27 protein-coding genes are annotated in these 26,344 nt (G+C 60.6%); 12 read left to right on the top strand and 15 right to left on the bottom strand.

Annotated features, from left to right (window positions below; translation table 11 throughout):
- Positions 1-537: 537 nt before the first annotated feature.
- On the bottom strand, positions 538-1,659 hold the full coding sequence (locus AC57B6_RS05610) for an AI-2E family transporter (RefSeq protein WP_029673861.1): 1,122 nt from the start codon (positions 1,657-1,659) through the stop codon (positions 538-540).
- Between the two features lie 271 nt (positions 1,660-1,930).
- Between AC57B6_RS05610 and AC57B6_RS05605 the strand changes: the two genes are divergently transcribed.
- The 4 genes from AC57B6_RS05605 to AC57B6_RS05590 all read left to right on the top strand — a co-directional run bounded on the left by AC57B6_RS05605 (position 1,931) and on the right by AC57B6_RS05590 (position 5,866).
- A complete protein-coding gene (locus AC57B6_RS05605; protein ID WP_025648078.1) occupies positions 1,931-3,145 on the top strand; it encodes a DUF2863 family protein in 1,215 nt (404 codons plus the stop codon).
- Positions 3,146-3,361: 216 nt separating this feature from the next.
- Complete coding sequence (locus tag AC57B6_RS05600) at positions 3,362-4,237, top strand: LuxR C-terminal-related transcriptional regulator (protein ID WP_496420804.1); 876 nt, start codon at positions 3,362-3,364, stop codon at positions 4,235-4,237.
- Between the two features lie 112 nt (positions 4,238-4,349).
- Complete coding sequence (locus tag AC57B6_RS05595; protein WP_025648076.1) at positions 4,350-5,024, top strand: energy-coupling factor ABC transporter permease; 675 nt, start codon at positions 4,350-4,352, stop codon at positions 5,022-5,024.
- A gap of 167 nt (positions 5,025-5,191) precedes the next feature.
- Positions 5,192-5,866: a BspC domain-containing protein gene (locus AC57B6_RS05590; RefSeq protein ID WP_030102878.1), complete on the top strand. Its 675-nt coding sequence runs from the start codon at positions 5,192-5,194 to the stop codon at positions 5,864-5,866.
- A gap of 127 nt (positions 5,867-5,993) precedes the next feature.
- Here AC57B6_RS05590 and AC57B6_RS05585 read toward each other — a convergent pair whose 3' ends face one another.
- Positions 5,994-7,148 (bottom strand): M14 family metallopeptidase, encoded by a 1,155-nt coding sequence (locus AC57B6_RS05585; RefSeq protein ID WP_028196970.1) that lies wholly within the window; start codon positions 7,146-7,148, stop codon positions 5,994-5,996.
- A 34-nt stretch (positions 7,149-7,182) separates the two neighbouring features.
- Positions 7,183-7,965 (bottom strand): peroxide stress protein YaaA, encoded by a 783-nt coding sequence (yaaA, locus tag AC57B6_RS05580; protein WP_030102879.1) that lies wholly within the window; start codon positions 7,963-7,965, stop codon positions 7,183-7,185.
- Positions 7,966-8,023: 58 nt separating this feature from the next.
- On the opposite strand from yaaA, the gene AC57B6_RS05575 reads away from it, so the two are divergent.
- Positions 8,024-8,506 (top strand): putative toxin-antitoxin system toxin component, PIN family, encoded by a 483-nt coding sequence (locus tag AC57B6_RS05575; protein WP_106352854.1) that lies wholly within the window; start codon positions 8,024-8,026, stop codon positions 8,504-8,506.
- A gap of 135 nt (positions 8,507-8,641) precedes the next feature.
- Positions 8,642-9,814: a pyridoxal phosphate-dependent aminotransferase gene (locus AC57B6_RS05570; RefSeq protein WP_496420803.1), complete on the top strand. Its 1,173-nt coding sequence runs from the start codon at positions 8,642-8,644 to the stop codon at positions 9,812-9,814.
- Positions 9,815-9,929: 115 nt separating this feature from the next.
- On the opposite strand, the gene AC57B6_RS05565 is transcribed toward AC57B6_RS05570, so the two are convergent.
- Positions 9,930-10,577, bottom strand: coding sequence for a glutathione S-transferase family protein (locus AC57B6_RS05565; RefSeq protein WP_106352853.1), 648 nt, complete (start codon positions 10,575-10,577; stop codon positions 9,930-9,932).
- Between the two features lie 126 nt (positions 10,578-10,703).
- Here AC57B6_RS05565 and AC57B6_RS05560 point away from each other — a divergent pair, with 126 nt between their 5' ends.
- The 6 genes from AC57B6_RS05560 to AC57B6_RS05535 all read left to right on the top strand — a co-directional run bounded on the left by AC57B6_RS05560 (position 10,704) and on the right by AC57B6_RS05535 (position 17,079).
- Positions 10,704-12,260: a 3-hydroxyacyl-CoA dehydrogenase gene (locus AC57B6_RS05560; protein WP_474633981.1), complete on the top strand. Its 1,557-nt coding sequence runs from the start codon at positions 10,704-10,706 to the stop codon at positions 12,258-12,260.
- Positions 12,257-13,045 carry an oxepin-CoA hydrolase, alternative type gene (locus AC57B6_RS05555; RefSeq protein ID WP_454805249.1) on the top strand — a complete coding sequence of 263 codons (789 nt, stop codon included), beginning with the start codon at positions 12,257-12,259 and terminating at the stop codon, positions 13,043-13,045. The genes AC57B6_RS05560 and AC57B6_RS05555 overlap by 4 nt, the downstream gene beginning before the upstream one ends.
- Before the next feature lie 31 nt (positions 13,046-13,076).
- Positions 13,077-13,793: a histidine phosphatase family protein gene (locus AC57B6_RS05550; protein ID WP_028196964.1), complete on the top strand. Its 717-nt coding sequence runs from the start codon at positions 13,077-13,079 to the stop codon at positions 13,791-13,793.
- Between the two features lie 20 nt (positions 13,794-13,813).
- The gene (locus AC57B6_RS05545; RefSeq protein WP_496420802.1) at positions 13,814-14,920 is read left to right on the top strand and encodes a phosphotransferase; all 1,107 of its coding nucleotides are present in this window, start codon (positions 13,814-13,816) and stop codon (positions 14,918-14,920) included.
- 62 nt (positions 14,921-14,982) lie between these two features.
- Positions 14,983-16,242 carry an acyl-CoA dehydrogenase family protein gene (locus tag AC57B6_RS05540; protein ID WP_496420801.1) on the top strand — a complete coding sequence of 420 codons (1,260 nt, stop codon included), beginning with the start codon at positions 14,983-14,985 and terminating at the stop codon, positions 16,240-16,242.
- 135 nt (positions 16,243-16,377) lie between these two features.
- Entirely contained in the window at positions 16,378-17,079 is a 702-nt protein-coding gene (locus AC57B6_RS05535) for a glutathione binding-like protein (RefSeq protein ID WP_028196961.1), read from the top strand.
- 154 nt (positions 17,080-17,233) lie between these two features.
- On the opposite strand, the gene AC57B6_RS05530 is transcribed toward AC57B6_RS05535, so the two are convergent.
- The 11 genes from AC57B6_RS05530 to AC57B6_RS05480 all read right to left on the bottom strand — a co-directional run bounded on the left by AC57B6_RS05530 (position 17,234) and on the right by AC57B6_RS05480 (position 26,335).
- Positions 17,234-17,713, bottom strand: coding sequence for a MaoC family dehydratase (locus AC57B6_RS05530; RefSeq protein ID WP_153136510.1), 480 nt, complete (start codon positions 17,711-17,713; stop codon positions 17,234-17,236).
- Positions 17,710-18,168, bottom strand: a complete 459-nt coding sequence (locus AC57B6_RS05525; protein WP_496420800.1) for a MaoC family dehydratase — start codon at positions 18,166-18,168, stop codon at positions 17,710-17,712. Before AC57B6_RS05525 ends, AC57B6_RS05530 begins: the two co-directional genes overlap by 4 nt.
- 36 nt (positions 18,169-18,204) lie before the next feature.
- Positions 18,205-19,332, bottom strand: coding sequence for an acyl-CoA dehydrogenase family protein (locus AC57B6_RS05520; RefSeq protein ID WP_046566123.1), 1,128 nt, complete (start codon positions 19,330-19,332; stop codon positions 18,205-18,207).
- 10 nt (positions 19,333-19,342) lie between these two features.
- A complete protein-coding gene (locus tag AC57B6_RS05515; RefSeq protein WP_028196957.1) occupies positions 19,343-20,539 on the bottom strand; it encodes an acyl-CoA dehydrogenase family protein in 1,197 nt (398 codons plus the stop codon).
- Positions 20,540-20,587: 48 nt separating this feature from the next.
- On the bottom strand, positions 20,588-21,013 hold the full coding sequence (locus tag AC57B6_RS05510) for a DUF1178 family protein (RefSeq protein WP_030102888.1): 426 nt from the start codon (positions 21,011-21,013) through the stop codon (positions 20,588-20,590).
- Positions 21,014-21,264: 251 nt separating this feature from the next.
- On the bottom strand, positions 21,265-21,789 hold the full coding sequence (locus tag AC57B6_RS05505; protein WP_028196955.1) for a helix-turn-helix transcriptional regulator: 525 nt from the start codon (positions 21,787-21,789) through the stop codon (positions 21,265-21,267).
- Positions 21,790-21,837: 48 nt separating this feature from the next.
- Positions 21,838-22,086, bottom strand: coding sequence for a hypothetical protein (locus AC57B6_RS05500; RefSeq protein ID WP_030102890.1), 249 nt, complete (start codon positions 22,084-22,086; stop codon positions 21,838-21,840).
- A 337-nt stretch (positions 22,087-22,423) separates the two neighbouring features.
- A complete protein-coding gene (locus AC57B6_RS05495; protein ID WP_028196953.1) occupies positions 22,424-23,008 on the bottom strand; it encodes an NUDIX domain-containing protein in 585 nt (194 codons plus the stop codon).
- A 42-nt stretch (positions 23,009-23,050) separates the two neighbouring features.
- Positions 23,051-23,347 carry a DUF2818 family protein gene (locus AC57B6_RS05490; protein ID WP_028196952.1) on the bottom strand — a complete coding sequence of 99 codons (297 nt, stop codon included), beginning with the start codon at positions 23,345-23,347 and terminating at the stop codon, positions 23,051-23,053.
- Positions 23,347-24,819 (bottom strand): NADH-quinone oxidoreductase subunit NuoN, encoded by a 1,473-nt coding sequence (nuoN, locus tag AC57B6_RS05485; RefSeq protein ID WP_035520589.1) that lies wholly within the window; start codon positions 24,817-24,819, stop codon positions 23,347-23,349. Before nuoN ends, AC57B6_RS05490 begins: the two co-directional genes overlap by 1 nt.
- Before the next feature lie 25 nt (positions 24,820-24,844).
- Positions 24,845-26,335, bottom strand: coding sequence for an NADH-quinone oxidoreductase subunit M (locus tag AC57B6_RS05480; RefSeq protein ID WP_028196950.1), 1,491 nt, complete (start codon positions 26,333-26,335; stop codon positions 24,845-24,847).
- Positions 26,336-26,344 lie beyond the last annotated feature (9 nt).

Here is a 26,344-nt window from a genome sequence, read left to right as displayed (position 1 = left end):
ATGCCGCCAGCGTTCAATCTGAGCCAGGATCAAACTCTTCAGTTCAAACCTGTTACTGTTTTTCGGTCTCTTTCGAAACCGGTCGCTCACTCAACGTACTGACGAATGATTAACCTGCCGGCGTGAATCCACCCCGACAGGAAAACCTTCCTTTAATACTCGTGTGAGACTTGATACTTTCGCTTCCGGCAGACCCCGAGGAGTCCACCGCGCGTCGCGCATCAAGCGCCCACACTTATCGGCTGTTAATTTTTAAAGATCGAGTCCGCATTCACTACCGAATCCGCACCGTGCTGCCCACCTGCGCAACCACTGGTACCGCTTCGTTCTGCGTCGCTGCATCAGCAGCAGAGGAACGAGATTATGAAGAACTTTCGCTACATCGTCAACAGGTTTTTATCACTTTCTCAACCCGCTCACGTCGCTCAAACCCTTGCCACGACTGGCTCTCCCACTTCCCCGTGCCCCGGCGTCCGGAGCACGAAAGAGCGAGATTCTAGCGAGCCGCCCCCCCGCCTTGCAAGCGTTATCTGGAATTTATTTCAGAGCGCCTTTTCCATGTGCCTCGGGCTTATCGACAACTGGCACTTCCACGTCGGACATCGGGACGTGCGCCGCCGGGGCGCCGATCGTCCAATCGTGCAGCACGGTATAGGCAACCGCCAGCAACGTTGGGCCGATGAAAACACCAAGGAAACCAAAAGCAAACGCACCGCCCAGGATACCCAGCATCACCAGGATCAGCGGCATGTCGCTACTCTTGCCGATCAAAATCGGCTTGATGACATTGTCGGACATGCCGACAACCAGCACGCCCCACACAACCAGAAAGATTGCCCAACCCGTTGCGCCGCCGTGATACAACCAGATCGCCGCGGGCAACCAGACGATTACCGGGCCACCGGGTATGACTGACAGAAAGAATGTCGCCAGCCCAAGCAGCGCCGGTGCCGGGACGCCCGCAATCCAGCATCCGAATCCGGCAAGAATGCCTTGCACAAGCGCAGTGCCGAGGATTCCGTAGACCACGCCCTTCACCGTGCTGCCAGCCAGTGTCAACAGATAATCGGCGCGTTCGCCGGCAATACGCCGCATGCCCGCCCGCAACCAGGCCGCCGCGCCCTCCCCGCCGGTATAAAAGAAAAACGCGAGCACGATACTCAGCGCCAGCAATCCCAGACCGTGCGTAACAGCGATCGCAGCCGCCAGGATCCACTTACCGGCCGGCGCCGCAAGCGCACGCATTTGCGCGATCAGTTCGGAGTTGCTACTTGTTACATTCGCCCAAAACGCCTCGATGTTCGAACCGACCAGCGGAATTCTCCCCACCCACGGCGGCAGATCCGGCAAGCCAGCCTCAAAGAGCCGCTGTACTACCGCGACGATCTCATGCACGTGCGCACCGAAAGCAAAGCCTGCATATACAAACGGGCCAAGCACCACAATCAGAATGATGAGCACGATCAATGTCGCGGCCAGCTTCCGCCGCCCACCAACCGCCGCAGTGAGCCGCCGGTACAAGCCCCACGAGCTATAACTGAGGATGGCGCCCCACAGCAGCGCAGTCGTAAAAGGCGCAAGCACCAGCAGCGAGCCGCCCACCAGTATGATCAACGCGAACACTGCGGCGAGACGCTCAATCAGTTGGTCCGATTTCACTATGAATCTCCTGTTGCGCCAGACCACAGCGACGAGTAGACATGCACCTGCCAGGCGCCCACTGACCGCAGTCAGTATAGAAGCGAGTCCCGCCCCCGGGCATGTCTTATATCATCCGGCCAGGATGCCACGCAACGCATCTGACAGCGCTCGCCACAGCCTTATTTTCAAGGCGAGAAGGTCCCAATCCATCCCGCATAGTCAGCTAAATAATATGGCGGCATAGAAAAGACTAGAATATAAGGTTCTGTGCCCCCCAAATTCTGGATTTATGCGCTCGCGAATCGCCAAACGTCTCCCCCCCGATGCCGACAAGCTTGTCGGTCTTTCGCTCGCGCTTTTCGCGTCGGGCAGCCGCACCGAGGATCGCTTCTGGGAAGCGAAGCTCGATGTGTTGCTGGCCAAGATCATCCGCAACGCCAACCAGACAACGCTGGACGCCGCGCTCGATCATCTGCAGCAGAATCATCCTGATGCTTACGGCGCACTCGCCGACATGGCGGAAACGCACAGCGAGTCGTTCGTCCTCGAACACGAAGGTGTTCCTTATGAGGCGCTGCTGATTGCTGCGCCGGTGCTGGCCTGGACTCGTTACATGATTCCTTCCGGCCCGCTCAAAACGGACGCGGCCGATGCGTTGCGCGCGCATCTGCAGGCGCACGTGCTCGCGGCCAATACGCGTGTCGCCATGGTGCCGTTCCTTTACAGCATCGACCAACTGCCGCGTCACCACGTCGAAACCTGGCGTATTGCCCAGCAGCTCGCTCAGGCAGCTATGGCCGGCAGCAACGTCAAACTTAATTTTGGCGAACTGCCGGAAACCTCGCCAATCCTCGCCGACCCGCGTTTTCTGCTGGCCGTCGTCGCGGCGCCGGTAGGCGAGCCAGCATTTCGCTGGCAGGAGGAGGAGAACGGCAGCCGGATCGAGCGCGGTCAATGCCTCGAACAATGGGCGACGCAAGGCGGCGCCAATCTGTCGCTGGTGCTGCCCGGATGTGAATTCGAGTGCCTGCTGCCGGATGCCTACTATTCAGCCTGCCGCGACGCCGACGAAAGCGTGCGCCCTCACACGGTACGTACCGCTGTGCGTTATCTGTTCGACACAATCGGCACGGCCCCACAGGAGTTGCGCGCGGTTGTCGCAGGCTTCGGCGAGCGCCGGATCGACGAATATCGCGTCGGCTTCACACGCAAGGGCAGCAATGATGTGATCTACGGCGTCGTGTGGCCACTTTATGGCCGCGAAAATGGCGAGCCCGGCATTGATGAAGAACCGCAAGAGACGGCCGCATCAGACGACCCGCTCGAAGAAATCGTCGCCTTGCTCAAGGAAACCGGCGTGACAGACGTGCGCCGTCACGCGGGCCGCTTCGAGCCGGAATATTGCGATGACTGCGGTGTCCCCCTCTATGCCGACCCGCTCGGCGAAATCGTCCATGCTGAAATGCCGGAGGACGCGGAGCCCGCGCAACCGCATTTCCACTGATTAACAGGTGCCGGCGTCACTGCGCCGCGGCGTCGACATCAAGAAGCCCCGCCGAGCGCGGGGCTTTTTTATGTCATTCCTCCTATGCCTTTTGGACAGGCCGTCAAAACGAAGGGAATTTGTCATCATGGTGGCGGTGGCGCATCGTCATGCTCCCGGCACCCCGCCGGCCCGCACGCATCGCGCCACCTCGTCCGATTCATCTGGAGACATGGCATGCGATTCTCAATACTCAACTCAGACGCGGAACGACGCGACGGGCTCAAGGCACTACTGCGGCAGATCGATCGGTTGGCGCGCTTTAACGAAGCACAGGATTGGCGTCAGGTTGAACGTACCCTCAAGCGCCTGCTGCCCGACCTGCTCGTGATCGATTGGCAGGACTGGATGTCGGTTGACGATGCCCGTCATCTGCTCAGCCATTACCCGGACCTGCGCATTGCCGTGCTGACCGACGACGCCTCTCCAGCCGTCGTGCGAAACCTCATGGACGAAGGTGTGCTCGGCGTGATTCCGCGCGAAACCGACCCGTGCCTGATCGTGCGCGCTTTAGAGATGGTTCTGCTGGGCGGTCACTATGTGCCGCCGGGGGCGTTGGCACTCAACCCTCCGCTGCCGCCGGATTCCGCCATCCGGCCATTCGACGAAAAAAATCCACCACCGCGCCGGAGCAGACTTTCCACCGGTCTGTCGCCCCGCCAGCAGCAGATCATGCGCTGCGTCCACATGGGCAGCACCAACAAGATGATCGCGCGCACGCTCGGTATCAGTGAGGGCACCGTCAAGATCCACCTGACCAGCATATTCCAGCAACTCGGAGCGCCTAACCGCGCCGCCGCGGTCGCGCTTTACAACGGCTGGCTGTCGGCTCATTTGCAAGTACTGCGCAACGATCACGAAGGTCCGGTTCGTCCGGTCATGGGGCAAGCTGGCGTGGTGCCGTTGCGGCGCCGTACGTCACGGCGTTTCCAGTATCCGTTGCCCGCGAACGACACGGCGGGCGCGCTGCCAATGGCAGCCGAACCCAACACGCAATACGGCGACGCGACCGCCGGACCGGCATCGGAACAGGCTACGCAAGGTCCGGCATGACGTCAGCCGGCGCGCGCACCAGAATCGGAACACGCACTTTCTGGCAGCGTTCATGCCGGCTGGCATGGAATCCGCTCACACCTTTTCTCGTCCAACGAGTAATATGAGATACATGGGTTTCCTCTACACACCGCTTCCGTTCTGGGTCGCTGTCGGTGGCTGGATCGCCACTGCGATAGTGGTCGCGCTCGCGCTGTGGAAAAATCCTTTCAAACGACTTCAAGACGGCACACTCCAGCATGTCTGGCTCGCGATCATTGTCGCCGTGTCGGTGCTGTGGGCGAGCAACGCCTGGCTCGACGACGGCACGGTCATGCATCTGCTCGGGGCCACGCTGGTCGTCACGTTGTTCGACTGGGGACTCGCGCTGATCGCCATGGCAATAGTCACCGGTCTTGCCGCCGTCGTCTTCGACGCTCCCTGGCAGGGCATCGCAGTGACTTTTCTCGTGTTCGGTGCGCTGCCTGTCGGCATTTCGACCTTGATCCAGCGCGCCAGCATCGCGTGGCTGCCGCGTAACCTCTTCATGTTTATCTTCGGCCAGGGTTTCGTCTCACCCGCCATTGCCGTATCGTTCACGGCGGCCGCCGCACTCGGCATCCACATCGCGCTCGCCGACGGTTCGATGACCGTGGTGCCGGCCGGCTACGCGTTCAGCGTGCTTCTGCTGGCCATCGGCGAGGCATGGTTCACGGGCATGTCGACGGCATTGATTGCGGTCTACCGACCCGCGTGGGTGACCACTTATGATGTACGCCGATATCGATTGGGTGGCCCACGCACCTGACACGGGTGCGGCATCAAGCACCTATCCGTGACAATCGGCCATCTCGGCCCACATGGCGCCTGAGTTCACGCACCACGACAGGACAAAATATTTGTGTCAGGATTGAACTCATCCCTCTCGCCAGGCATCTTACGTGCCTCATGTCTCATTAGCGTCTAACGAACTAGATGGATCGCACCAACGTACCGCGCCGATTGCTGCGGCTGGTCGGCCGGTTAGCAACATTTGCAGCGAGTCTCTCGCTCATTTGCACTGCTCCCGCATACGCCGATCAACTCGAACAGCACAACGATCTCGTCAACAAATTTGTCAATGACATGCATGCGGATCCGCTTGTTGCGGATTGCGCCGCTCATGGCAACTTCGTTGCAAGTACATCGACCGCTTTCGACCATGTCGAATTTCCGCCCAGTTCCTTCGACAGCGCGCATGCGTCGGTCACCCCCTGGAACGATTCGTTCGACGAGGGCAAGCAGCGCGTCAAGGTAGATAACATCGTTACCGTCGAGGGCCTCGGCATTCCCCAGAGCGGTGGCGATCCAGCCGATCTCAAATTCCGCTGCGGCTACGTCGGTTCACAGATGCTCGCGTTCAGCTGGAACGATCCGGTGCCGCCCGCCCGGGCGCATAGCTCCGGCTCTGGCGGATCGCGAGCGTCCTCCGGCAAGCATAAGAGCGTGAAGGGCAAGCACGCCGCCAGTGGCAAAACCACCAAAAAAGCGACCGGAAAGACGTCGAAGGCAAGCTCGGGGAAATCTTCGCGAGCAACTTCCAGCAAATCTTCTGGCAAGTCTTCAAGCAAATCGACCGCAAAGAAGTCCCCGGCGAAAAAGACTCAATAAGACTCAATAAGACTCAATAGCGAGCATGACCTACGGCCGTTTCAATAACCTGCGCCGCGTGTCATACCCCCAAAAAAACGGGGCACACACTTCAGAAGTGTGTGCCCCGTTTTCATACGGTGTCCGGTCAGGCAAACGTCTCTACGTGCCGCAAAATCGCCTGCAGCATGGCGGCGCCCAGCGACGCGCTACGCTCGCCATTCCAGCCCACCCGCTCGTCCGGCAAGTTGGCGTTGTCCTTGAACGGCATCTCCAGCGTCAACGACAAACAACCGAATTCGTTGCCGATGTACTTTGAAGCCAGTTTGAGCGCGTCTTCACGATACTTGCTCGCAGCATAGCCGTACTTGTCCTGGAAATCCGGACTCGCATGCTTGAATGCTTCAATGAACGCTTTCTGCTCTTCTCCCTGCCGCTCCGTGAAACCGGGCAGCATTTCGGAGCCGGCTACGAAGACGTACGGCAGCGCCTCGTCGCCGTGGATATCGAAAAAGAGATCGCAACCGGTCGCGTGAATCGCGTCACGCACTACCAGCACCTCCGGACTACGCGCGGCGTCCGGCTCCATCCATTCGCGGTTCAGGTTCGCACCGGTCGCGTTGGTGCGCAGATTGCCATGCACGCTGCCGTCCGGATTCATATTCGGCACGATGTAGAACACCGCGTGATCGTAGAGCTTGCGCGCCACCGGGTCGCCCGCCCAATCGCCCCAACCGGCGAGCCGCTTGACGAGACCCTCGATAAACCACTCGGCCATCGTCTCGCCAGGATGCTGGCGCGCGATCAGCCAGATTTTCTTTTTCGGCGTGTCGCCGGTTTGCGGTGTGCCAAGCGTCAGCAAAGACATCGGCCGACCTTCGACGGTCTTGCCCAACTCCGTCAGCGTGGCCTGCGGCATCTGCTGGATCGCACCGAGAAACTCCGAATGACGCTCCTCGCTATACGGCTCGAAATACGCGTAATAGACGCGGTCGAAATCCGGCGTATGGTCGATCGTCAACACACGGCCATCGTAAGAGGTCGGCACACGGAACCAGTTTACCCGGTCATAGCTTGCCACCGCCTGGTAGTCGCGCCAGCCTTCGGCGAAAGCGCATGCCGCGGCATTCTCGAAGGTCATCACGCAGCGCTCGCCGGCCGCGCCGGACAAACGGAAATAAAACCACTGCGCGAACTCGGCATGACTGTCGGGCCGCACGCGCAGACGAATGTTGCCAGCGTCTTCGCAGGCCAGCACTTCGATCGCGCCCGCGTCGAAGTTGCTCGTAATCGATAACGTCATGATGTTCTTCCCTGCTTGTGCACGCCGCAATCGCCTAGTCGGCGATACGGCGACGGAATACGTAGGTGGAATCGTTCGACGCCTCGGCGTTGAACGCGTAGCCTTCGGCGTCGAAATCCTTCAACTGGTCGGGCCTGTCGAGACGGTTTTCGACCGCGTAGCGCGCCATCAGGCCCCGCGCGCGCTTGGCGTGGAAACTGATGATCTTGTAGCGGCCGCCCTTCCAGTCTTCAAACACGGGGGTGACGATCGGCGCTTCGAGCACCTTGGGTTTGACGGACTTGAAGTACTCACCGGAAGCGCAGTTGACCAGCACGCGTGAAGCGGCAGCGCGCTTCTTCAGTTGCGCATTCAAAGCCTGCGTGATCCGTTCGCCCCAGAACGCGTACAGATCCTTGCCGCGCGTATTGGCAAAACGCGTACCCATTTCGAGGCGGTACGGTTGCAGCAGATCGAGCGGGCGCAGCAGCCCATACAGGCCGGAAAGCACCCGCACGTGATTCTGCGCGTAATCCAGATCGGCCGACGACAAGGTCCTGGCGTTGAAGCCTTCATACACATCGCCGTTGAACGCGAGCACGGCCTGCTTGGCGTTGTGCGTGCCGAAACTGGGCGACCAGTCTGCGTAACGCTGAAAATTGAGGTGGGCGAGCTGATCCGAAATACTCATCAACGAACCGATTTGCTGCGGCGACAAAAGGCGCAATCCGCCAATCAATTCGGCCGCATCGTCGACGAAATCGGGGATCGTGTGCTTTTTGACATGCGCAGGGGTTTCGTAGTCGAGCGATTTCGCCGGTGACAGAACGATTATCATAGAGGACTTGCAGGCACGCCGTGCCTGGCGGTCAAAGACGAAAGCCAGATTGTAACGAATGCCCGGTTCCCATGCCTCACACGGCGCTTTGCGCGTCGTCCTCGATTCCAATGTCTGGATCGATATTCTCGTGTTCGACGATCCGCACACGCGGCCGATCCGCGCCGCGCTCGAAAGCGGCGCGCTAGCCGCGCTGATCGACGCGCGCTGCCTCGCCGAGCTCACCTACGTGCTCGACTATCCGCAATTCGTGCATCGCAAGGTCGACAAAGCGGCGGCGCTGGCCGTCGTTGCACGCCTTGCGCAGTTGGTCGAACCCGCCGCCCCTGCGGAAGATGCCAGGCCATTGCCCAAATGCAAAGACCGCGACGACCAGAAATTCCTCGAACTCGCGCACGCCGCGCAGGCCGACTGGCTGGTGTCGAAAGACCGCGCGGTACTGAAACTCGCCAAGCGGATTGCACGCGACTTCGGTTTCCAGATTGCACAGCCGGCACCGTTCGTCAGCGCGTGTATGGCAGTCGGGACGGCGTCCCTATGACCCTTGGCCGGATGGCCAGCATTGAGGCGAACGCGCGCACGTAGCGCGGCGATTCCCTACAATCAGGCTTCGTACTTTTCAAACGAAGCCCTCCGTTAATTCGCCTACTCACTCGACTACGCTCCGGACAGCGCCATGAATGCACCGCACGACACGCCCATGAGTCCCTCGTTTCCGTCTCGTCTGCCGAACGTCGGCACAACGATTTTCACCGTGATGAGCGCGCTCGCCGCCGAAAAAGGCGCGGTGAACCTCGGCCAGGGTTTTCCCGATTTCGGCTGCGATCCCCGCATTGTCGACGCAGTGGCGAACGCCATGCGCGACGGCCACAATCAATATCCGCCGATGGCCGGCGCCGCGCCGCTGCGTCAGGCGATTTCGGACAAGATCGCGAGCCTATACGGGCGCCGCTACGACGCCGCGAGCGAGATCACCGTGACGGCGGGCGCCACCCAGGCGCTGCTAACCGCGATTCTCTGCACCGTGCATCCGGGCGACGAAGTGATCGTGATCGAGCCGAACTATGACAGCTACGTGCCGTCGATCGAACTGGCCGGCGGCAAGCCGGTATTCGTTACGCTCGAAGCGCCCGACTACGCGATCCCGTTTGACAAGCTCGCCGCCGCGATTACGCCGAAAACGCGCCTCCTGCTGATCAACACGCCGCACAATCCGACCGGTACGGTCTGGCGTGCGGAAGACATGCGCAAGCTCGAAGAAATCGTGCGCGGCACCAACGTGCTGATTCTCTCCGATGAAGTGTACGAACACATGGTGTACGACGGCGCACCGCATGAAAGCGTGGCCCGCTATCCGGAACTGGCGCAGCGCAGCTTCGTCGTGTCGAGCTTCGGCAAGACCTATCACGTCACCGGCTGGAAAGTCGGCTACGTTGCCGCGCCCGCCGCGCTTACCGCTGAATTTCGCAAAGTGCATCAGTTCAACGTGTTCACGGTCAACACGCCGATGCAGGTCGGCCTCGCGGACTACATGAAGGATCCGGCACCGTATCTGGACCTACCCGCGTTTTATCAGAAGAAACGCGACTTCTTCCGCGCCGGCCTGGCGAATTCACGCTTCAAGCTGTTGCCTTGCACAGGCACCTACTTTCAGTGCGTCGATTATTCGGCGATCAGCGATCTTCCCGAAGCCGAATTCGCGCAATGGCTGACCGGCGAAATAGGCGTCGCGGCGATTCCAGTGTCGGCGTTCTATCACGAGGCACACGAATCGGGCGTGGTGCGCTTCTGCTTTGCGAAGCAGGAAGCCACCCTCGCCACCGCGCTAGACCGGCTGGTGCGGCTCTAGAGTGCCCTGCGCGATGCTGCGAACGAAGCCACGTTCCTCGCCATCGCGCGCAGCAGTTCACGCGTGCGTTGCACGCGCAGGTTCGTGTCGCCCGCCGCGCGGCCATCGCCTCGCTTCACGCCGGGCGCGAGGCCGCGACAGCCGCTTTACGGTCCTCGCTCACGCGCTGCGCGGCCGGCCGGGAGTTGATCGCCTTCACATAGCTTTTCCAGTCCACACCAGCGTCGAGCAGGAAATCGCGACCATAGACGATCTGCGTCGCCATACCGACCAGCGGCAGGCTCACATACCCTGCTGCGTCGGCGACACTGAAACGCTCGCCGCGCAAATACGGCCCGAATTTCGCGATCCGCTTGAACCCGGCAATGTGATGCACGAGCAGCTTCTCGACACGCCCTTTGGTCGCGTCGGTCACGGTCCCGCCGAAGAACGCTTCTTTATAGAGGTTGCGTACGGTCAGTTCGAGATGCACATCCACGAACGTGATCAACTCGCGCTCCTTGGCCGCTTCCCATGGGTCAGCGGAGAAAATCGCCTTGTCGGGAAAACGCGCGGCCAGATATTCGACAATGGCTTGCGATTCGCACAGATCGCCGTGCTCAGTCTGAATGTAAGGCACCTTGCCGAGCGGAGAATGCTCGAGCATCGCCTCTTCCTGGCTCGGCTTCACGAACACTTCCTCGAACGGAATGCCGTGTTCGAGGAGCACGAACTTCACCTTGTTGTAATAGTTAGAGAGCGCGAAACCGCACAGCTTGATCATCGGGTGTCCCCTTTCTTAAGTTTGTTTGAGACCGCCCGCCAAAATCAACGCAGCGGCCTTCGATCAATCATCCAGTAAATTGCACGATCGTGCTATTCTAAAATAACCATGGAGTCGAGCAACACAATGACCTCTCGCAATTTCAGCATCGAGACTATCGGCATTGTCGGAACCGGTGCAATGGGCCGCGGCATCGCTCAGATTGCCGCGCTGGCGGGTCTCACCGTGCGTCTTTACGACACGAATCCCGTCGCGATCGGCGCCGCGCGCGACTACGTTGCCGAGACTTTCGCCAAATTAACCGCCAAAGGCAAGCTCGACCAGGCCCGCTCGCTCGCCGCGCTCGCGAACGTGAGCGGCGCGCAGGTTATCGGCGATCTGGCCGATTGCGATCTGGTCGTCGAGGCGATCGTCGAAAAACTCGATGTGAAGCAGGCGCTCTTCCGCGAGCTCGAAACAGTGGTGAGCGGCCGGTGCGTGCTGGCGTCGAACACTTCGTCGCTGTCGATTACGGCAATTGCCGCGGGTTGCACGAATCCGTCGCGGGTAGCCGGCTATCACTTCTTCAATCCGGTTCCTCTGATGAAAGTCGTCGAGGTAATCGACGGCCTGCGCAGCGATCCTGCCGTGGGCGACGCGCTGATGGATCTTGCGCGCCGCATGGGGCACACGCCGGTGCGCGCGAAAGATATGCCCGGTTTCATTGTCAATCACGCCGGCCGCGGCATGAATACCGAGGGTTTGCGGGTGGCCGGCGAAGGCGTTGCGAGTTTCGCCGACATCGACCGAATCATGCGCGAGCAAGCAGGCTTTCGCCTCGGCCCGTTCGAACTGCTCGATCTGACCGCGCTCGACGTTTCGCATCCGGTGATGGAATCGATCTATCACCAGTTCTATGAGGAGCCGCGCTTCACCCCCTCGCCAATCACGGGCACGCGGCTCGCGGGCGGACTGATCGGCCGTAAAACGGGCGAAGGCTTTTACCGCTATGAAGACGGCAAGCAGCAAGTGCCCGCGGAAGCGTCCACGCCGACTGAACTGCCGCATAGCGTGTGGGTCAGCAAGCGCTATCCGCAAGCGCATGCCGCCGTCGTGCAACTCATCGCCAAGGCCGGCGTCAAGCTCGACGAAGGCGCCACGCCCGCAGCGGACTCGCTGATCGTCGTAACGCCGTTCGGTCATGACGCGACCACCGCCGCCGTCGAAGAAGCACTCGATGCAACGCGCGTTGTCGCTATCGATACCCTATTCCCGCTAGCCATAGCGCCGCGCCGCACACTGATGACGACACCGGCCACCAGTCGGGCCGCGCGCGACGCCGCGCACGCGCTCTTTGCTGCCGACGGCGTTCCCGTCACCGTGATCCGCGATTCGACCGGCTTCGTCGCGCAACGTGTCGTGGCGACCATCGTCAACATCGGCTGCGACATCGCGCAAAAACAGATCGCGACGCCGGAGGACATCGACCTCGCCGTGACACTCGGCCTCGGCTACCCGCGCGGACCGCTCGCGCTCGGCGATGCGCTCGGCGCGAACACGATCCTCACGATCTTGCGCAATATCCACAGCGTGCTCGGCGATCCACGCTATCGTCCGTCGCCCTGGCTTGCACGGCGCGCACAACTTGGCCTGTCGCTGACACAACGCGATGCTGCCGATACTCAAACGGAGACCCAACAATGAGCGCCGAACTGCTGACCTCGCGCCCTACCGAAAGCGAATCGACGTTAGTCCTCACGCTGTCGAACCCCGGCGCGCGCAATGCGCTGCATCCCGACATGTATGCCGCAGGCATCGAAGCGCTTGAATCAGTGGAGCGCGATCCGTCCATACGCGCGGTCGTGATTAACGGCGCGGACAATTTCTTCTGCGCCGGCGGCAATCTGAACCGCCTGCTGGAAAATCGCGCGAAAGATCCGTCGGTGCAGGCGGAAAGCATCGACCTGCTCGGCGAATGGATTTCGGCGCTGCGTTTATCGTCGAAACCGGTGATTGCCGCCGTTGACGGAGCCGCAGCCGGCGCGGGATTTTCGCTCGCGCTCGCGTGCGATCTGGTCGTTGCCGCGGAAGACGCCAAATTTGTGATGTCGTACGCGCGCGTGGGTCTCACACCCGATGGCGGCGGTTCGTGGTTTCTCGCACACGCGTTGCCGCGCCAGTTGGTGACCGAAGTGCTGATCGAAGGCAAACCGATTGGCGCCGCACGTCTGCACGATCTCGGCGTCGTCAACAAACTGGCGAAGGCCGGCTCCGCACGCGACACCGCTGTCGCCTGGGCCGACGAACTCGGCAAGATTTCGCCGAATTCGATCGCGCGCATCAAGGCGCTCATCGGCGCGGCCGGCGCGCAGCCGCTGGCTGAACATCTGGTCGCCGAACGCGACAACTTCGTTGCGTCTCTGCACCATCGCGACGGACTCGAAGGGATCTCCGCATTCCTCGAAAAACGTGCGCCGGTCTACAAATGAACGCGAGCGAACCTAAGTGAACGAAGAGACAATGCCTGTCTTCCAACTCCCCAAACGCCGCCGCATCTTTCTCATGCGTCACGGCGACGTGACCTACTTCGACGACTCCGGCCGTGCGATCGATCCTGAAACCGTGCCGTTGAACGCGAACGGCCGCGAGCAGGCAAGCGCCGCCGGCCGCGCTTTCGCCGCGCAGCAAATCCGCTTCGACCGGGTGATCGTGAGCGGTTTGCCGCGCACGGTCGAAACCGCGCAACGAGTGCTGGCCGAGACCGGTCAGCAGATCGAGCTTGATATCGAACCCGCGCTGCAGGAAATTCGCGGTGGCAAGCTGAGCAACATTCCACCGCAGGATATCGAAGCAGCATTTCTCGGCGCCTTCGACGGGATTGTGCCGGAAAGCACCCGCTTTCTCGACGGCGAAACCATCGGTGAATTGTTCGACCGCGTGTTGCCCGCAGTGTCGGCGCTACGCGAGGACACATCGTGGGACAGCGTACTGCTGGTGCTGCACGGCGGAGTGAATCGCGCAATTCTGTCGCATGCGCTCACTGCAGGCGGCCGCACTTTTTTTGGTCATCTGGCGCAGGCCACCGGTTGCATCAACGCGCTCGACGTCGGAGCCGCGCCACGCGACTGGGTGCTACGCACAATCAATTATTCACCGCCGTCGCCGCTTCATCGCGACGTTCGCAATACCACGATGGAAATGCTCTACGCACAATTCATTCAATACCGGCGTAGCTGAACCCGAACTGGAGGAGACATATGGTGCAAGCCACACAGACCGGCGAACCAGAACACAAACCGGATTATTCGGCTTTCGAGGGCACGCGTCCGGTCAATGAGCGGCAACGCTTCGACAGCGACGCGCTCGCCGCGTGGCTAACCCAGCATGTCGATGGATTTTCCGGACCGCTCACCCTGGAGCAATTTGCCGGCGGCCAGTCGAATCCCACCTTCAAACTCGTCACGCCGTCGCGCTCGTATGTGATGCGCGCGAAGCCCGGGCCGGCCGCGAAATTACTGCCCTCGGCGCACGCCGTCGAACGCGAATATCGCGTGATGCATGCGCTGGCCGGCACAGGGGTGCCGGTCGCCAATATGCTCGCGCTGTGCGAGGACGAAAGTGTGATCGGCCGGGCGTTCTACGTAATGGAGTTTGTCGAAGGCCGCGTGCTGTGGGACCAGTCTTTGCCAGGCATGACGCCTGCGGAGCGCACGGCGATCTACGACGAAATGAATCGTGTGGTTGCCGCGCTGCATAGCGTCGACGTCACGGCAATCGGTCTTGCCGACTACGGCAAACCGGGCAATTACTTCGCACGCCAGATCGGCCGTTGGAGCAAACAGTACGTCGCCTCCGAAACCGAGCCGATCGACGCGATGCAGCGTCTGATCGAATGGCTGCCACAGCATATGCCGGCGGAAACGAGCGAGCGCGCCTCGGTCGTGCACGGCGACTACCGGCTCGACAACCTGATCTTCCATCCCACCGAGCCGCGCGTATTGGCCGTACTCGACTGGGAACTGTCCACGCTCGGGGACCCGCTCGCCGACTTCGCCTACCACTGCATGGCGTGGCACGTCGACCCGGCGCAGTTTCGCGGCATTGCGGGTCTTGACTGGACTGCGCTTGGCATTCCCGACGAAGCGCAATATGTCGAGCGCTACTGCAAGCGCACGGGCTTCGAGATCCACGGCGACTGGAATTTCTATCTGGCGTACAACATGTTCCGCATCGCCGCCATCCTGCAAGGCATCATGAAACGCGTGGTCGACGGCACTGCAGCCAGCGCTCAGGCGCTCGATGCCGGCCGCCGGGCGAAGCCGATGGCCGAACTCGCCTGGCGCTACGCCCAGAAAGTACGTTAAGCAACCCGGCGCTTCTGATTGCGCTCCTGAACAAACGTCGTTCGTCATCCGCGAGGTCATACATGAATTTCGATTACACCCCGAAGGTTCAGGCGCTGCGCGATAAATTGCTCGCCTTCTTCGACGAGCACATCTATCCGAACGAACAGGCCTTCTACGCCGAGATCGCGCGTAATCGTCAGAACGGCAACGCATGGCTGCCGACCGAACTGATCGAGGAACTGAAACAGAAGGCACGCGACGCCGGCTTGTGGAATCTGTTCCTGCCTGAATCAGTGCGCGGGGCCGGTCTCACGAATCTCGAGTACGCGCCGCTTTGCGAGATCATGGGCCGGGTGCCTTGGGCGCCGGAAGTGTTCAACTGCAACGCGCCCGACACCGGCAACATGGAAACGATCGAGCGCTACGGTAGCGACGACAACAAGCGCGAGTGGCTCGAACCGCTGTTGCAAGGGCACATCCGCTCGGCATTTCTGATGACCGAGCCGGAAGTGGCGTCGTCGGACGCGACCAATATCCAGACAAGCATCGTGCGCGATGGCGACACCTACGTGATCAACGGCCACAAGTGGTGGTCATCCGGTGCCGGGGATCCGCGCTGCAAGATCTACATCGTGATGGGCAAGACCGATCCCGAGGCGCCGCGCCATTCGCAGCAGTCGATGATCCTGGTCCCCGCCGATGCTACCGGCATCACCGTGCACCGCCCTCTCACCGTGTTCGGCTACGACGACGCGCCGCACGGTCACATGGAAATCACGCTGCAGAACGTGCGCGTGCCGGCCAGCAACATGCTGCTCGGCGAAGGGCGCGGCTTCGAAATCGCTCAAGGCCGCCTCGGCCCGGGACGCATCCACCACTGCATGCGTTTGATCGGTCTCGCCGAGCGCGCGCTCGAACTCATGGCGAAACGTTCGATTCAACGCGTCGCTTTCGGCAAGCCGGTTGCCGCGCAAGGCGTCACGCAGGAACGTCTGGCCGAAGCGCGTTGCATGATCGAACAGGCACGGCTGCTGACGCTAAAAACCGCGTATATGATGGATACGGTCGGCAACAAGGGCGCGCGTGGCGAGATCGCCATGATCAAGGTGGTCGCGCCGAATATGGCATGCCAGGTGATCGACTGGGCAATTCAGGCGCACGGCGGCGGCGGTGTCAGCGACGATTTTCCGCTGGCGTATGCGTATGCATCCGCGCGGACGTTACGCTTCGCCGATGGGCCAGACGAAGTGCACCGCAACGCGATCGCAAAGCTCGAGCTGGCGCGCTATATGGATGCTGGCGCTGCGGCTCGCATGGAGATGCCGGTTACCCGGGTTTGAGCGTTTGATCGCTTGAGGGCGTGTCCGGGCCCGGCACATGAGGGCGCCGCCAGCAGCATCGCTCGATCTGTGCTCTAATTTTTGTCAATTGCGGCGCCCTTTGCGGCGCCGCTTTCACGAAACGAAGGAGCCAGGATGATCGATGTCTATAGCTGGGCAACCCCGAACGGCCATAAAGTTCACATCATGCTCGAGGAAACGGGCCTCGCGTACACGGCGCATGGCATCGATATCGGTGCGGGCGACCAGTTCAAACCCGAATTCCTCGCGATTAGCCCGAACAACAAGATTCCGGCGATCACCGATTCCGAGGGTCCTAAAGATGCCGACGGCAAACCGTTCGCGCTATTCGAATCAGGCGCGATTCTGGTTTACCTCGCGGAGAAAACCGGCAAGTTTCTGCCCGCCGATCCGGCTGCACGCTATGCGACGCTGCAATGGCTGATGTTCCAGATGGGCGGTATCGGTCCGATGCTCGGGCAAACGCATCATTTCCGCATCTACGCGCCGGAACCGATCGAGTACGCGATCAATCGCTACACGAACGAAACGCGGCGTCTTTATGGCGTGATGGATACGCAACTCGGCAAGACGCGGTACCTGGCCGGCAATGACTACACTATCGCCGACATCGCGGCATTTCCCTGGACACGCTCGTGGCAGAACCAGGGTATCGAACTGGATGCGTTTGCAAATGTGAAGCGATGGCACGAAGAAATTGCCGCACGTCCCGCGGTGGTGCGCGGCGTCGAAGTGCTCGCGTCGGCCCGTAAGCCACTCATGGATGACAAAGCCAAAGAGATGCTGTTCGGCGCGACGCAGTACGCCAAGCGGTAGTCGCGCTGCCGGTATATAGCACCGGCGCTCATTGGGTTTGACGATGAGACGCATGCAACTGCGGCATCGCCATCCCTGGAAGCATAGATATAAAAAAGCGCGAAGCGGCAATACTACCGCTCGCGCTTTTTGCCAACCTGCCGGCTATGAACGCCTAGAAGTAGTGCCGCGTGATGAACTCCGCGACACATACCGGCCGCTCGCTGCCCTGCCGCTCCAGCGTCACATTCCATTCAACCTGCACGCCTGCGTTGTCGACGTCAGTGACGGATTCCACGGCAAACCGTGCACGCAACTGCGAGCCGACCAGTACCGGCGACGTGAACCGCACACGATTCAATCCGTAATTGACGCCCATGCGCTGCTCGAGCACCACCGTCTTGCCAAGCAACGCCGGAATCAACGACAGCGTCATGAACCCATGCGCGACCGGACCACCAAACGGCGACTCACGCCGCGCCCGCTCGGGGTCGACATGAATCCATTGATGATCGCCGGTCGCCTCGGCGAAGCGATCGACGCTCGCCTGATCGACCGTTATCCAGTCGCTGACGAGCGGCTCGGCGCCAATGAGCGCACGCAAACCCGCTGCGTCGCCGAACGTCGCGGCAGCCGCCGCGCTGCTGCCCGTCACGACGCAACTCCCGGATTGCGCAATCCAAACAAGCCTTTGGAGCGCACGGTAATCACCGTTTCACCGTGCTGATTGATGCCTTCCCACTGCGTCGACACGATGCCGCGGTCCGGTTTGCTCTCCGAAACACGCTTGTCGAGCACGGCGTTCGTCATCGTGATCGTGTCGCCGACGCGCACCGGCTTCAACCAGCGGATCTCGTCGATACCGGGCGAACCCATCGACGTGGACCCGGCGATCGCGTTACGCACCAGCATGCCCATCATGACCGAGCAGGTGTGCCAGCCGCTTGCGACCAGGCCGCGAAACGGCGACTCCGCAGCGGCGGCATCGTCCACGTGAAACGGTTGTGGATCGTACTTCTCCGCGAACTCGACAATCTCTTCACGCGTGAACGTGTGCTTGCCGATTTCGGTAGTCGTACCGACTACCATGTCCTCGAAACTCAAACCCATCGCCACACCTCCTTCCCATCCGATTCGACCGGCTGATCAAGCTTCGGCAGTGACAAAACCGGGCAGCGCAGCGAACCGCGCAAGATGGTGATCGACATCGCCCAATGTGGTTTCGATGATAGCAAGGCGTTTGAACAGATGTGCCGCTGCGACTTCGTTCGTGACGCCCATGCCGCCGTGCAACTGGACGGCCTGCTGCCCCACGAAACGGGCCGCCTGACCGACGCGTACTTTGGCAGCGGAAACCGCACGGCGACGTTCGTCAGCATCTGCGCTGGTATAGCGCACCGCCGCAAGATAAGTGACCGAACGCGCCTGCTCGGCGTGAATCAGCATCTCGACCATGCGATGCTGCAACGCCTGAAAACGCGCAATCGGCTGACCGAACTGCTGGCGTGTTTTGGTGTACTCGACCGTTGCATGGTTCAGCGCGTCGAGCGCGCCAACCGCTTCCGCACAAAGCAGCACCGTCCCGTAATCCGCGATATGCTCGAGCGCCGCGGCACCGGCGTGCTTGCCCGTGAGCCGGCGTGCCGGCGTGCCCTCGAACCTGAGCGTCGCGGCGCGCTGACCGTCGATGGTGCGATAGTCAGTGATTTTGACGCCGGCCGCATCGCGGGCGACGACAAAGAGCGCAATCTCGCCATTGAACCGGGCCGGCACGATCCAGTAATCTGCCTGCGCGCCGTGCAACACCACCGATTTGGTGCCGCTCAACGTCTGCCGATCGCCCTCACCGCTCGCGGCGCTCTCGACTTCGAACAGGTCGTAGCGTGCATGCGGTTCGTGAAATGCCACCGCGAGCTTGATCTCGCCCTGGGCCGCGCGTTCGAGCAGCGATGCGTCTTCGCCCTGCCCGCTACCTGCCAGCCGCAGCGCTTCGACACCCACCGCAGTCGCCCAATACGGCTCGACTACCACAGCGCGGCCGAGCTCCTGCATCACCACCAGCATATCGATCGGACTGCCGTTAAAGCCCCCTTGCGCTTCCGGCACCGGCAACGCGGTCAGCCCCAATTCGGTGAAGGCCGCCCAATGCGCGTCCGACACACCGCTCTCCGATTGCACGATCGCCTGGCGCGCCTCGAACCCGTAGCTCTTATCAAGGTAGCGGCGCAACGCGTCAGCAAATTGCTGTTGTTCGTCGTTAAAAGTGAAGTCCATGCGCCGCTCCTCAAAGTCCCAGAATCATCTGCGCGATGATGTTCTTTTGAATTTCATTCGAGCCGCCATAAATCGACGTCTTGCGGAAGTTGAAGTAGTACGCGGCCAGCGGCGCGGCGTCATCATCGCCGGCGAGGCTATGCTCGCGCTCACCTTCGAGGAAAGGCACGTCGAACGGTGCGGCAAGTGGTCCGATGGCTTCGAACATCAGTTCGGTTAACGCCTGCTGCACTTCCGTGCCCTTGATCTTGAGCATGGAGGCTTCCGGTCCCGGCCCACGCCCCCCCGTTTCATTGGCGACCACACGTTGCACGGTGACTTCAAGCGCCATCAGTTCGATCTCGAGGTTCGCGACTTTCGCGGCGAACACAGGATCTTGCAGCAGCGGCTTGCCGTTCTTCTTCTGATCCAGCGCGAGGCGCTTCAGGAATACGAGTTCGCGTTTCGATTGCCCGACGCGCGCAATGCCCGTGCGCTCGTGCCCGAGCAGGTACTTCGCATAGGTCCAGCCACGATTTTCTTCACCGACCAGATTGTCGACCGGCACCTTCACGTCTTCGAAGAAGACTTCGTTGACTTCGTGGTCTTCGTCGAGCGTGATGATCGGACGCACCGTAATACCGGGCGTCTTCATGTCGATCAGCAGGAACGAGATGCCTTCCTGCTTTTTCGCGCCGCTGTCAGTGCGCACTAGGCAGAACATCATGTCGGCGTACTGGCCCAGCGTGGTCCAGGTCTTCTGACCATTGACCACATAGTGATCGCCAACGCGCTCGGCACGTGTGCGCAGCGAGGCCAGGTCGGACCCGGAGCCCGGTTCGGAGTACCCTTGGCACCACCAGTCCGTACCGTCGAGAATGCGCGGCAGATAGTGGCGTTTCTGCGCCTCGTTGCCGTACTTCATCAACACCGGCGCAACCATCGAGACACCGAACGGCAGCACGGACGGCGCACCGATACGCGCACACTCTTCGTCCCAAATATGCCGCTGGGTCGCGTCCCAGCCCGGGCCGCCGTATTCTTTCGGCCACGCGACGACCGACCAGCCGCGCGTGCCGAGCAGCTTGTGCCAGCTTGCGAAGTCTTCGCGGTTCAGACGCTTGTGGTTGAGTACTTTGTCGCTCAGCTCGCGAGGCAGATTCGCTTCGAGCCAGGCGCGGATGTCGGCGCGGAACGCGTCGTCAGCGGGGGAATAGTCCAGATTCATGCGTAGTGTCTCCTGGCCGCAACCGCCCGCTGCCAGAGAGCCACTGCACTATTGCAGCGGTTCCTTCAAAGCAGCCGGGACCGGCAGCGGCATCACTTCGATGCCTTCTTCGACCAAGGCTTTCGCGTCTTCCGGTGTCGTAACACCGCGAATGTTGCGTGCGGGCGCTTCGTTGTAGTGAATGCGCCGTGCTTCCTCGGCGAAGCGGTCGCCCACGTTCTCCGTCTTTTCCAGTACCTCGCGCAATGCGCGCATCACGCGCGCCTGCATTTCCCCAGCGCCCGCAGGGACTTTCGTGTCAGTCGCACCCGACAGATTCAGCCGGGGCGCCGACGGCAGCCGGCTCACTTCATGCGCACCGCAGATCGGACATTCGACGAGCTTGCGGGACTGCTGCGACTCGAAGTCATCGGCCGAAGCAAACCAGCCTTCGAACCGATGGCCATGCGGACACTGTAAATCGAGGACCTTCATGTGGAATCAGGGCTTGCGTGCCAGTTTAGCGCAAAATGGAAATTTGTGAACGATCGTTCGTAAATTTTTACGGCCGACGCGTCGACACCAGGCGTCGCCTACAAATCGAACGTGGTGGGCGATTTTAACGCGTTGCGCATCGGGCTGCCGAAGGTGATTCAACCGCGAGCGGCATACCTTGAATCCATGGATGACGGGACTTACTGATCGTATGGCGCTCGTGGGCTCAGGCTGCCTCCATCCCGCACTTCTTAAGCCACAAGGGATTCGAGCCGGCGGTTGAGCCGCCGCTCGAGTTGAAGCGCCTCTTTGGCGAGATTGATCTGCTTGGCCGATTTCGCGACATCGAATATGTCCGCCTTGATGTCATACCCGCCACGCGCATTCAGCCAGTCAAGTATGTCTGACAGATGCCATACCGACGCGCTCCCCTCATGAACAGGTGGCGGAAAGTCGAGTGCGTGGCTCAACATCAGCTTGCGCATGTTTTGCCGTGACACGCCGGCTACCTCAGCGACATCCGTGAGGCCGACGAAATCCGGCCCCGCCTCGACAAGGCGCGCCGACGGCACCGCCTGCTTGATATCCTGGAGTGCGCTGACAAGCGCCTCGAATGCCGACGTGCCTTCGCGGGTAAAAACCAGCGCAATACGCCCCGGTTGCCCAACGCCGATCGTAGCGTCGTCGCATCCGGCTTCGCCAAGGCGCTCGACGATCTCGTCGAGATCGCAATCTTGCACAGCAAGCTGATACTTCAAGGTGAATACATATTCCATAAGCTACTCCTGCCTTCATTCCGTCTCGGGCTTACCCCTCGAACATTTTCATTGCCGGTGCGTCGTGCAGTTGTCGACGATGCGTTTGAGATGCTTTGCGTGATTGCCCGGATTCTTCGGCGTACTCCACACACTCGAAATGCAGAACTCACCGCAACGACATTCCGCGTCGTTGTATGGACAGTACATCTTTCCCCACGCATGACCTTTGCCGCCGCCCCGGATACGCCAGCCGTGGCTTTCCGCATAAGCCAGCGCAGCCTCAATCTCTTTTTTGGAATGGACTCCACGAACCATCTATACCCTCCAATCTAGTGCATACGAGCATGGTTGTCAAATGACAACCATGCTCGTATGTGTCCGCAATCCAGCCCATCGCACACTCTTCGCTATCCAGGATAAGTACGATGGCAAATCTGGTTGCCAGACGTCGATACTAGAACGGCAACTGCCGTGGGGCGAGACGGCCGGATGGCATAGGACAAGAGCCTTCTTCGGGCACGGATGCAATGCGTCGAATCGATACGCTGCCCCAATGACAAAGCCCCTGCCGGTCATAGACCAACAGGGGCTTTTCGCCGATTGCCCGCACGGTGCGCGATTCGCGCCCGCCGTGCGTTCTGAACCGGGCTCGCTATTGCGGCGCGGCCATCGGCCACACACCCGACAGCACCTTCTCCAGCCAGAATGTACCGATGACGGTTTTCACGTCGGTGATCTTGCCGGTGCGCACCCATTCGGACACATCGGCAACAGTTGCCGTGAACAGTTCAAGAAACTCACCGTCGTCGAGTTTGCGCTCGCCGGCAGTCAACCCACGCGCCAGGTAGATATCGATGAATTCGGTCGAGTAGGAAATGATGGGATGAATGCGCGTCAAATAAACATACTCGCGCGCCGTATAGCCGGTCTCTTCCTGCAGCTCGCGTTTCGCGCAAGCCAATGCGCCTTCGTTCGGATCGAGCTTGCCCGCAGGATACTCGACCATGACCTTACCCATCGGATAGCGGTACTGGCTTTCCAGCAATACGCGGCCGTCGTCGAATAGCGGAATCACCATCACGGCGCCCGGATGCTGAACGTACTCGCGAGTGGCCTGCTTCCCATCAGGCAAGCTGACCGTGTCGCATTTGAGTGTCAGGAACGGCCCTTGATGGATCGTTTTGCTCTCGAGACAGGTCTCGGTGAGCGCGGCATCGTGATTGGGAAGTTCAGCCATATGCGACCTCAGGACAGCTTGGGGCGCGACGGCGAGACACCGTCAGCGACGTTTGACGAGATACTGGAAGGTAAAGCCGGGAAAAGCGAACACGATGAACAACGCGAACGTGATCGCGTAGAACTGCCACCCCTGTTCGAAGCGATTACCCGCGCGCGCTTCCAGCAGAAAACCGAACGCACCGACCACAAAGTACAGCACGATCAGTTCGGCAATCCGGATCCAGGCACTTTTCTTCGCCGCTTTCAACGGCACGGCGGCGAAGAGACGCTGGTTCAGAAACGGCAGGTTGGCGCCGACCAGCGCCAACAACACGATAAACCAACCCGCAGCTGACATCAGAGCAGCAGCGTGTGCTGGATAGCCTGCAGGCAGGCCTTCAGCAGCGGATCCGGCACGATACCGAGCACCAGTACGGCAACACCATTGAGTGCGAGCAAAGCACGCGTGCTGGTATCGGCAACGATCGGCGACTTGTCTTGCGGTTCGTCGAAGTACATCAGCTTGACGATACGCAGGTAATAGAACGCACCGAACAGCGACGTGATCACGGCCAACACGGTCAGCCAGGTCAAGCCGGCATTCATGGTTGCCTGCAGCACCGCGAGCTTGGCGTAGAAGCCGACCGCGGGCGGGATGCCAGCGAGCGAGAACATCATCACCATCATGACGAACGCGAACACCGGGCTACGTTGATTCAGACCCTTGAAGTCTTCGAGCGTATCCGCCTCAAAATCGCGGCGAGCCAGCAGCATGATGACGCCGAAGGTGCCCATCGTCGTAATCAGGTAGACGATGCTGTAGTACATCGCCGAGCCGTACGCATTGGCCGCGCCGGTCGTCTTCTGATCCACCACGCCGGCCAGCAGGCCAAGCAGCACGAAGCCCATGTTCGAGATCGCCGAATACGCGAGCATGCGCTTGACGTTGCGCTGCACGATACCGGTGATGTTGCCGACGATCAACGACAGCGCCGCCAGAATCACCAGCATCTGCTGCCATTCGACAGCCAGCGGCAGCAGACCCATCACGAGGAAGCGCAGGCCCCAGGCGAACGCAGCCACCTTCGGACCACCACCCACCATCAGCGTCATCGCCGTCGGAGCGCCCTGATACACGTCAGGCACCCACATGTGGAACGGCACCGCGCCCATCTTGAACGCCACGCCCGCCACGATGAAGATCACGCCGAACAGCAACACGCTCGGATCGTAGTGGCTCGTGCCGATCGCCTTGAACACCTCGTTCAGATCGAGCGAGCCGGTTGCGCCGTACAGCATGGAAATACCGTACAACAGGAAGCCGGAAGCCAACGCACCGAGCACGTAGTACTTCATTGCCGCTTCGTTCGAAGGCGCCGCATCACGACGCAGGGCGATCGCGCCGTACAGCGACAGCGACATCAGTTCCAGACCGAGATACAGCGTCAGGAAGTTGTTGCCGGAGATCATCACGAGCTGGCCGAGCAACGAGAACATGCCCAACAGGAAAAACTCGCCGCGGAACAGCCCGCGATCTTCGAGATACCGGCGCGAATAGACGATCGACACGGCATAACCGAGCGTGACCACTGCCTTCATCACACTGGCGAACGAATCCACCACGTACATGTGACCAAAGAAGTAGTGCACCTGCGGATCGAACGCGTTCACCGCGAACCAGATGCCGGAAATCAGCGTCGAGAAGAACGCGATGAAATACGTGGTGCGGCGACCAGCCTGGCCGACGAACGTGTCGTTGAGCCACGCAACGACAACGGCGAGCATCACCAGTGCGTCGGGTAACAGGGCAGTCATAGGGGCGTTTTGCATGATCTTTAAATTCCTCCGCTCTGCATTACTGTGGCAACGGCAGCTTGGACTGCGCGACGTGGGAGAGGAGGTTTTCCACGGATACGTGCATCACATCGGTAAAGGGCTTCGGATACAGGCCCATGAACAGCGTCAGTGCTGCGAGCACTGCCAGCATGAAAAACTCGCGGCGGTTGATGTCGACGAGGCCCTTCACGTGATCGTTGGCGATCGCGCCGAAGTACACGCGCTTGTACATCCACAGCGTGTAGGCCGCGCCGAGGATCAGCGTGACAGCCGCACCGCCCGCGATCCAGAAGTTGTACTGGACAGCAGCCAGAATCACCATGAACTCGCCGACGAAACCGGACGTACCCGGCAGGCCACAGTTGGCCATCGAGAACAGCATCACGAACGCCGCGAACTTCGGCATCACGTTCACGACACCGCCGTAATCGGCGATCTGACGCGAGTGCATACGGTCGTACAGCACGCCGATGCTCAGGAACATCGCGCCCGACACGAAGCCGTGCGAGATCATCTGCACGATCGCGCCTTCCACGCCGAGCTGATTGAAGATAAAGAAACCCAGCGTCACGAAACCCATGTGCGCGATCGACGAATACGCGACCAGCTTCTTCATGTCGGCTTGCACCATCGCGACCAGACCGATGTAAATCACAGCGATCAGCGACAGCGTGATGACGACCGGTGCGAGGAAGTGGCTTGCGTCCGGCGTAATCGGCAGCGAGAAGCGCAGGAAACCGTAGGCGCCCAGCTTCAGCATGATCGCGGCCAGCACGACCGAGCCGCCGGTCGGCGCTTCCACGTGGGCGTCAGGCAACCACGTGTGAACCGGCCACATCGGCACCTTCACGGCGAAGGCCATGAAGAACGCTATAAACAACAATATCTGCGGGGTCATGCCGATTTGCGCGTTCTGCCATGTAGCCAGATCGAACGTGCCGGTCTGGATGTACAGGTACAGCAGCGCAACCAGCATCAACAGCGAACCCATCAGCGTGTACAGGAAGAACTTGAACGCCGCGTACACGCGGTTCGCCCCACCCCACACGCCGATAATGATGTACATCGGAATCAGCGTCGCTTCGAAGAAGACATAGAACAGCATGCCGTCGGCCGAGCTGAACACGCCGACCATGATGCCGGACAGAATCAGGAATGCAGCGAGATACTGCGCGACGTTCTTCGTGATGACTTCCCACGCGGCGATCACGACGATCACCGTAATCAATGCGGTCAACACGACGAACCACATCGAGATGCCGTCGACACCCAGGTGGTACGTAATATTGAAGCGCTCGATCCAGTTCGCCTTTTCGACGAACTGCAGATCGGCGGTGCTCGAATCAAAGCCGGTAATCAGCGGGATCGTCACTAGGAAACTGACGACCGAGCCGATCAGCGCGATCCAGCGCGCCGGAGCCGGATTCCGGTCGGAGCCAATGGCCAGAACCAGGAGACCTACGAGGATCGGTAACCAGATCGCGATACTGAGAATCGGATAAGCGTGCATTAGTGTCCC

The organism is Paraburkholderia sp. BGA-UO-ETr-F12 (genome assembly GCF_059567945.1).
The sequence above is the reverse complement of the archived record's forward strand: the minus strand, read 5'-3'. Positions and strand labels throughout refer to the sequence as shown.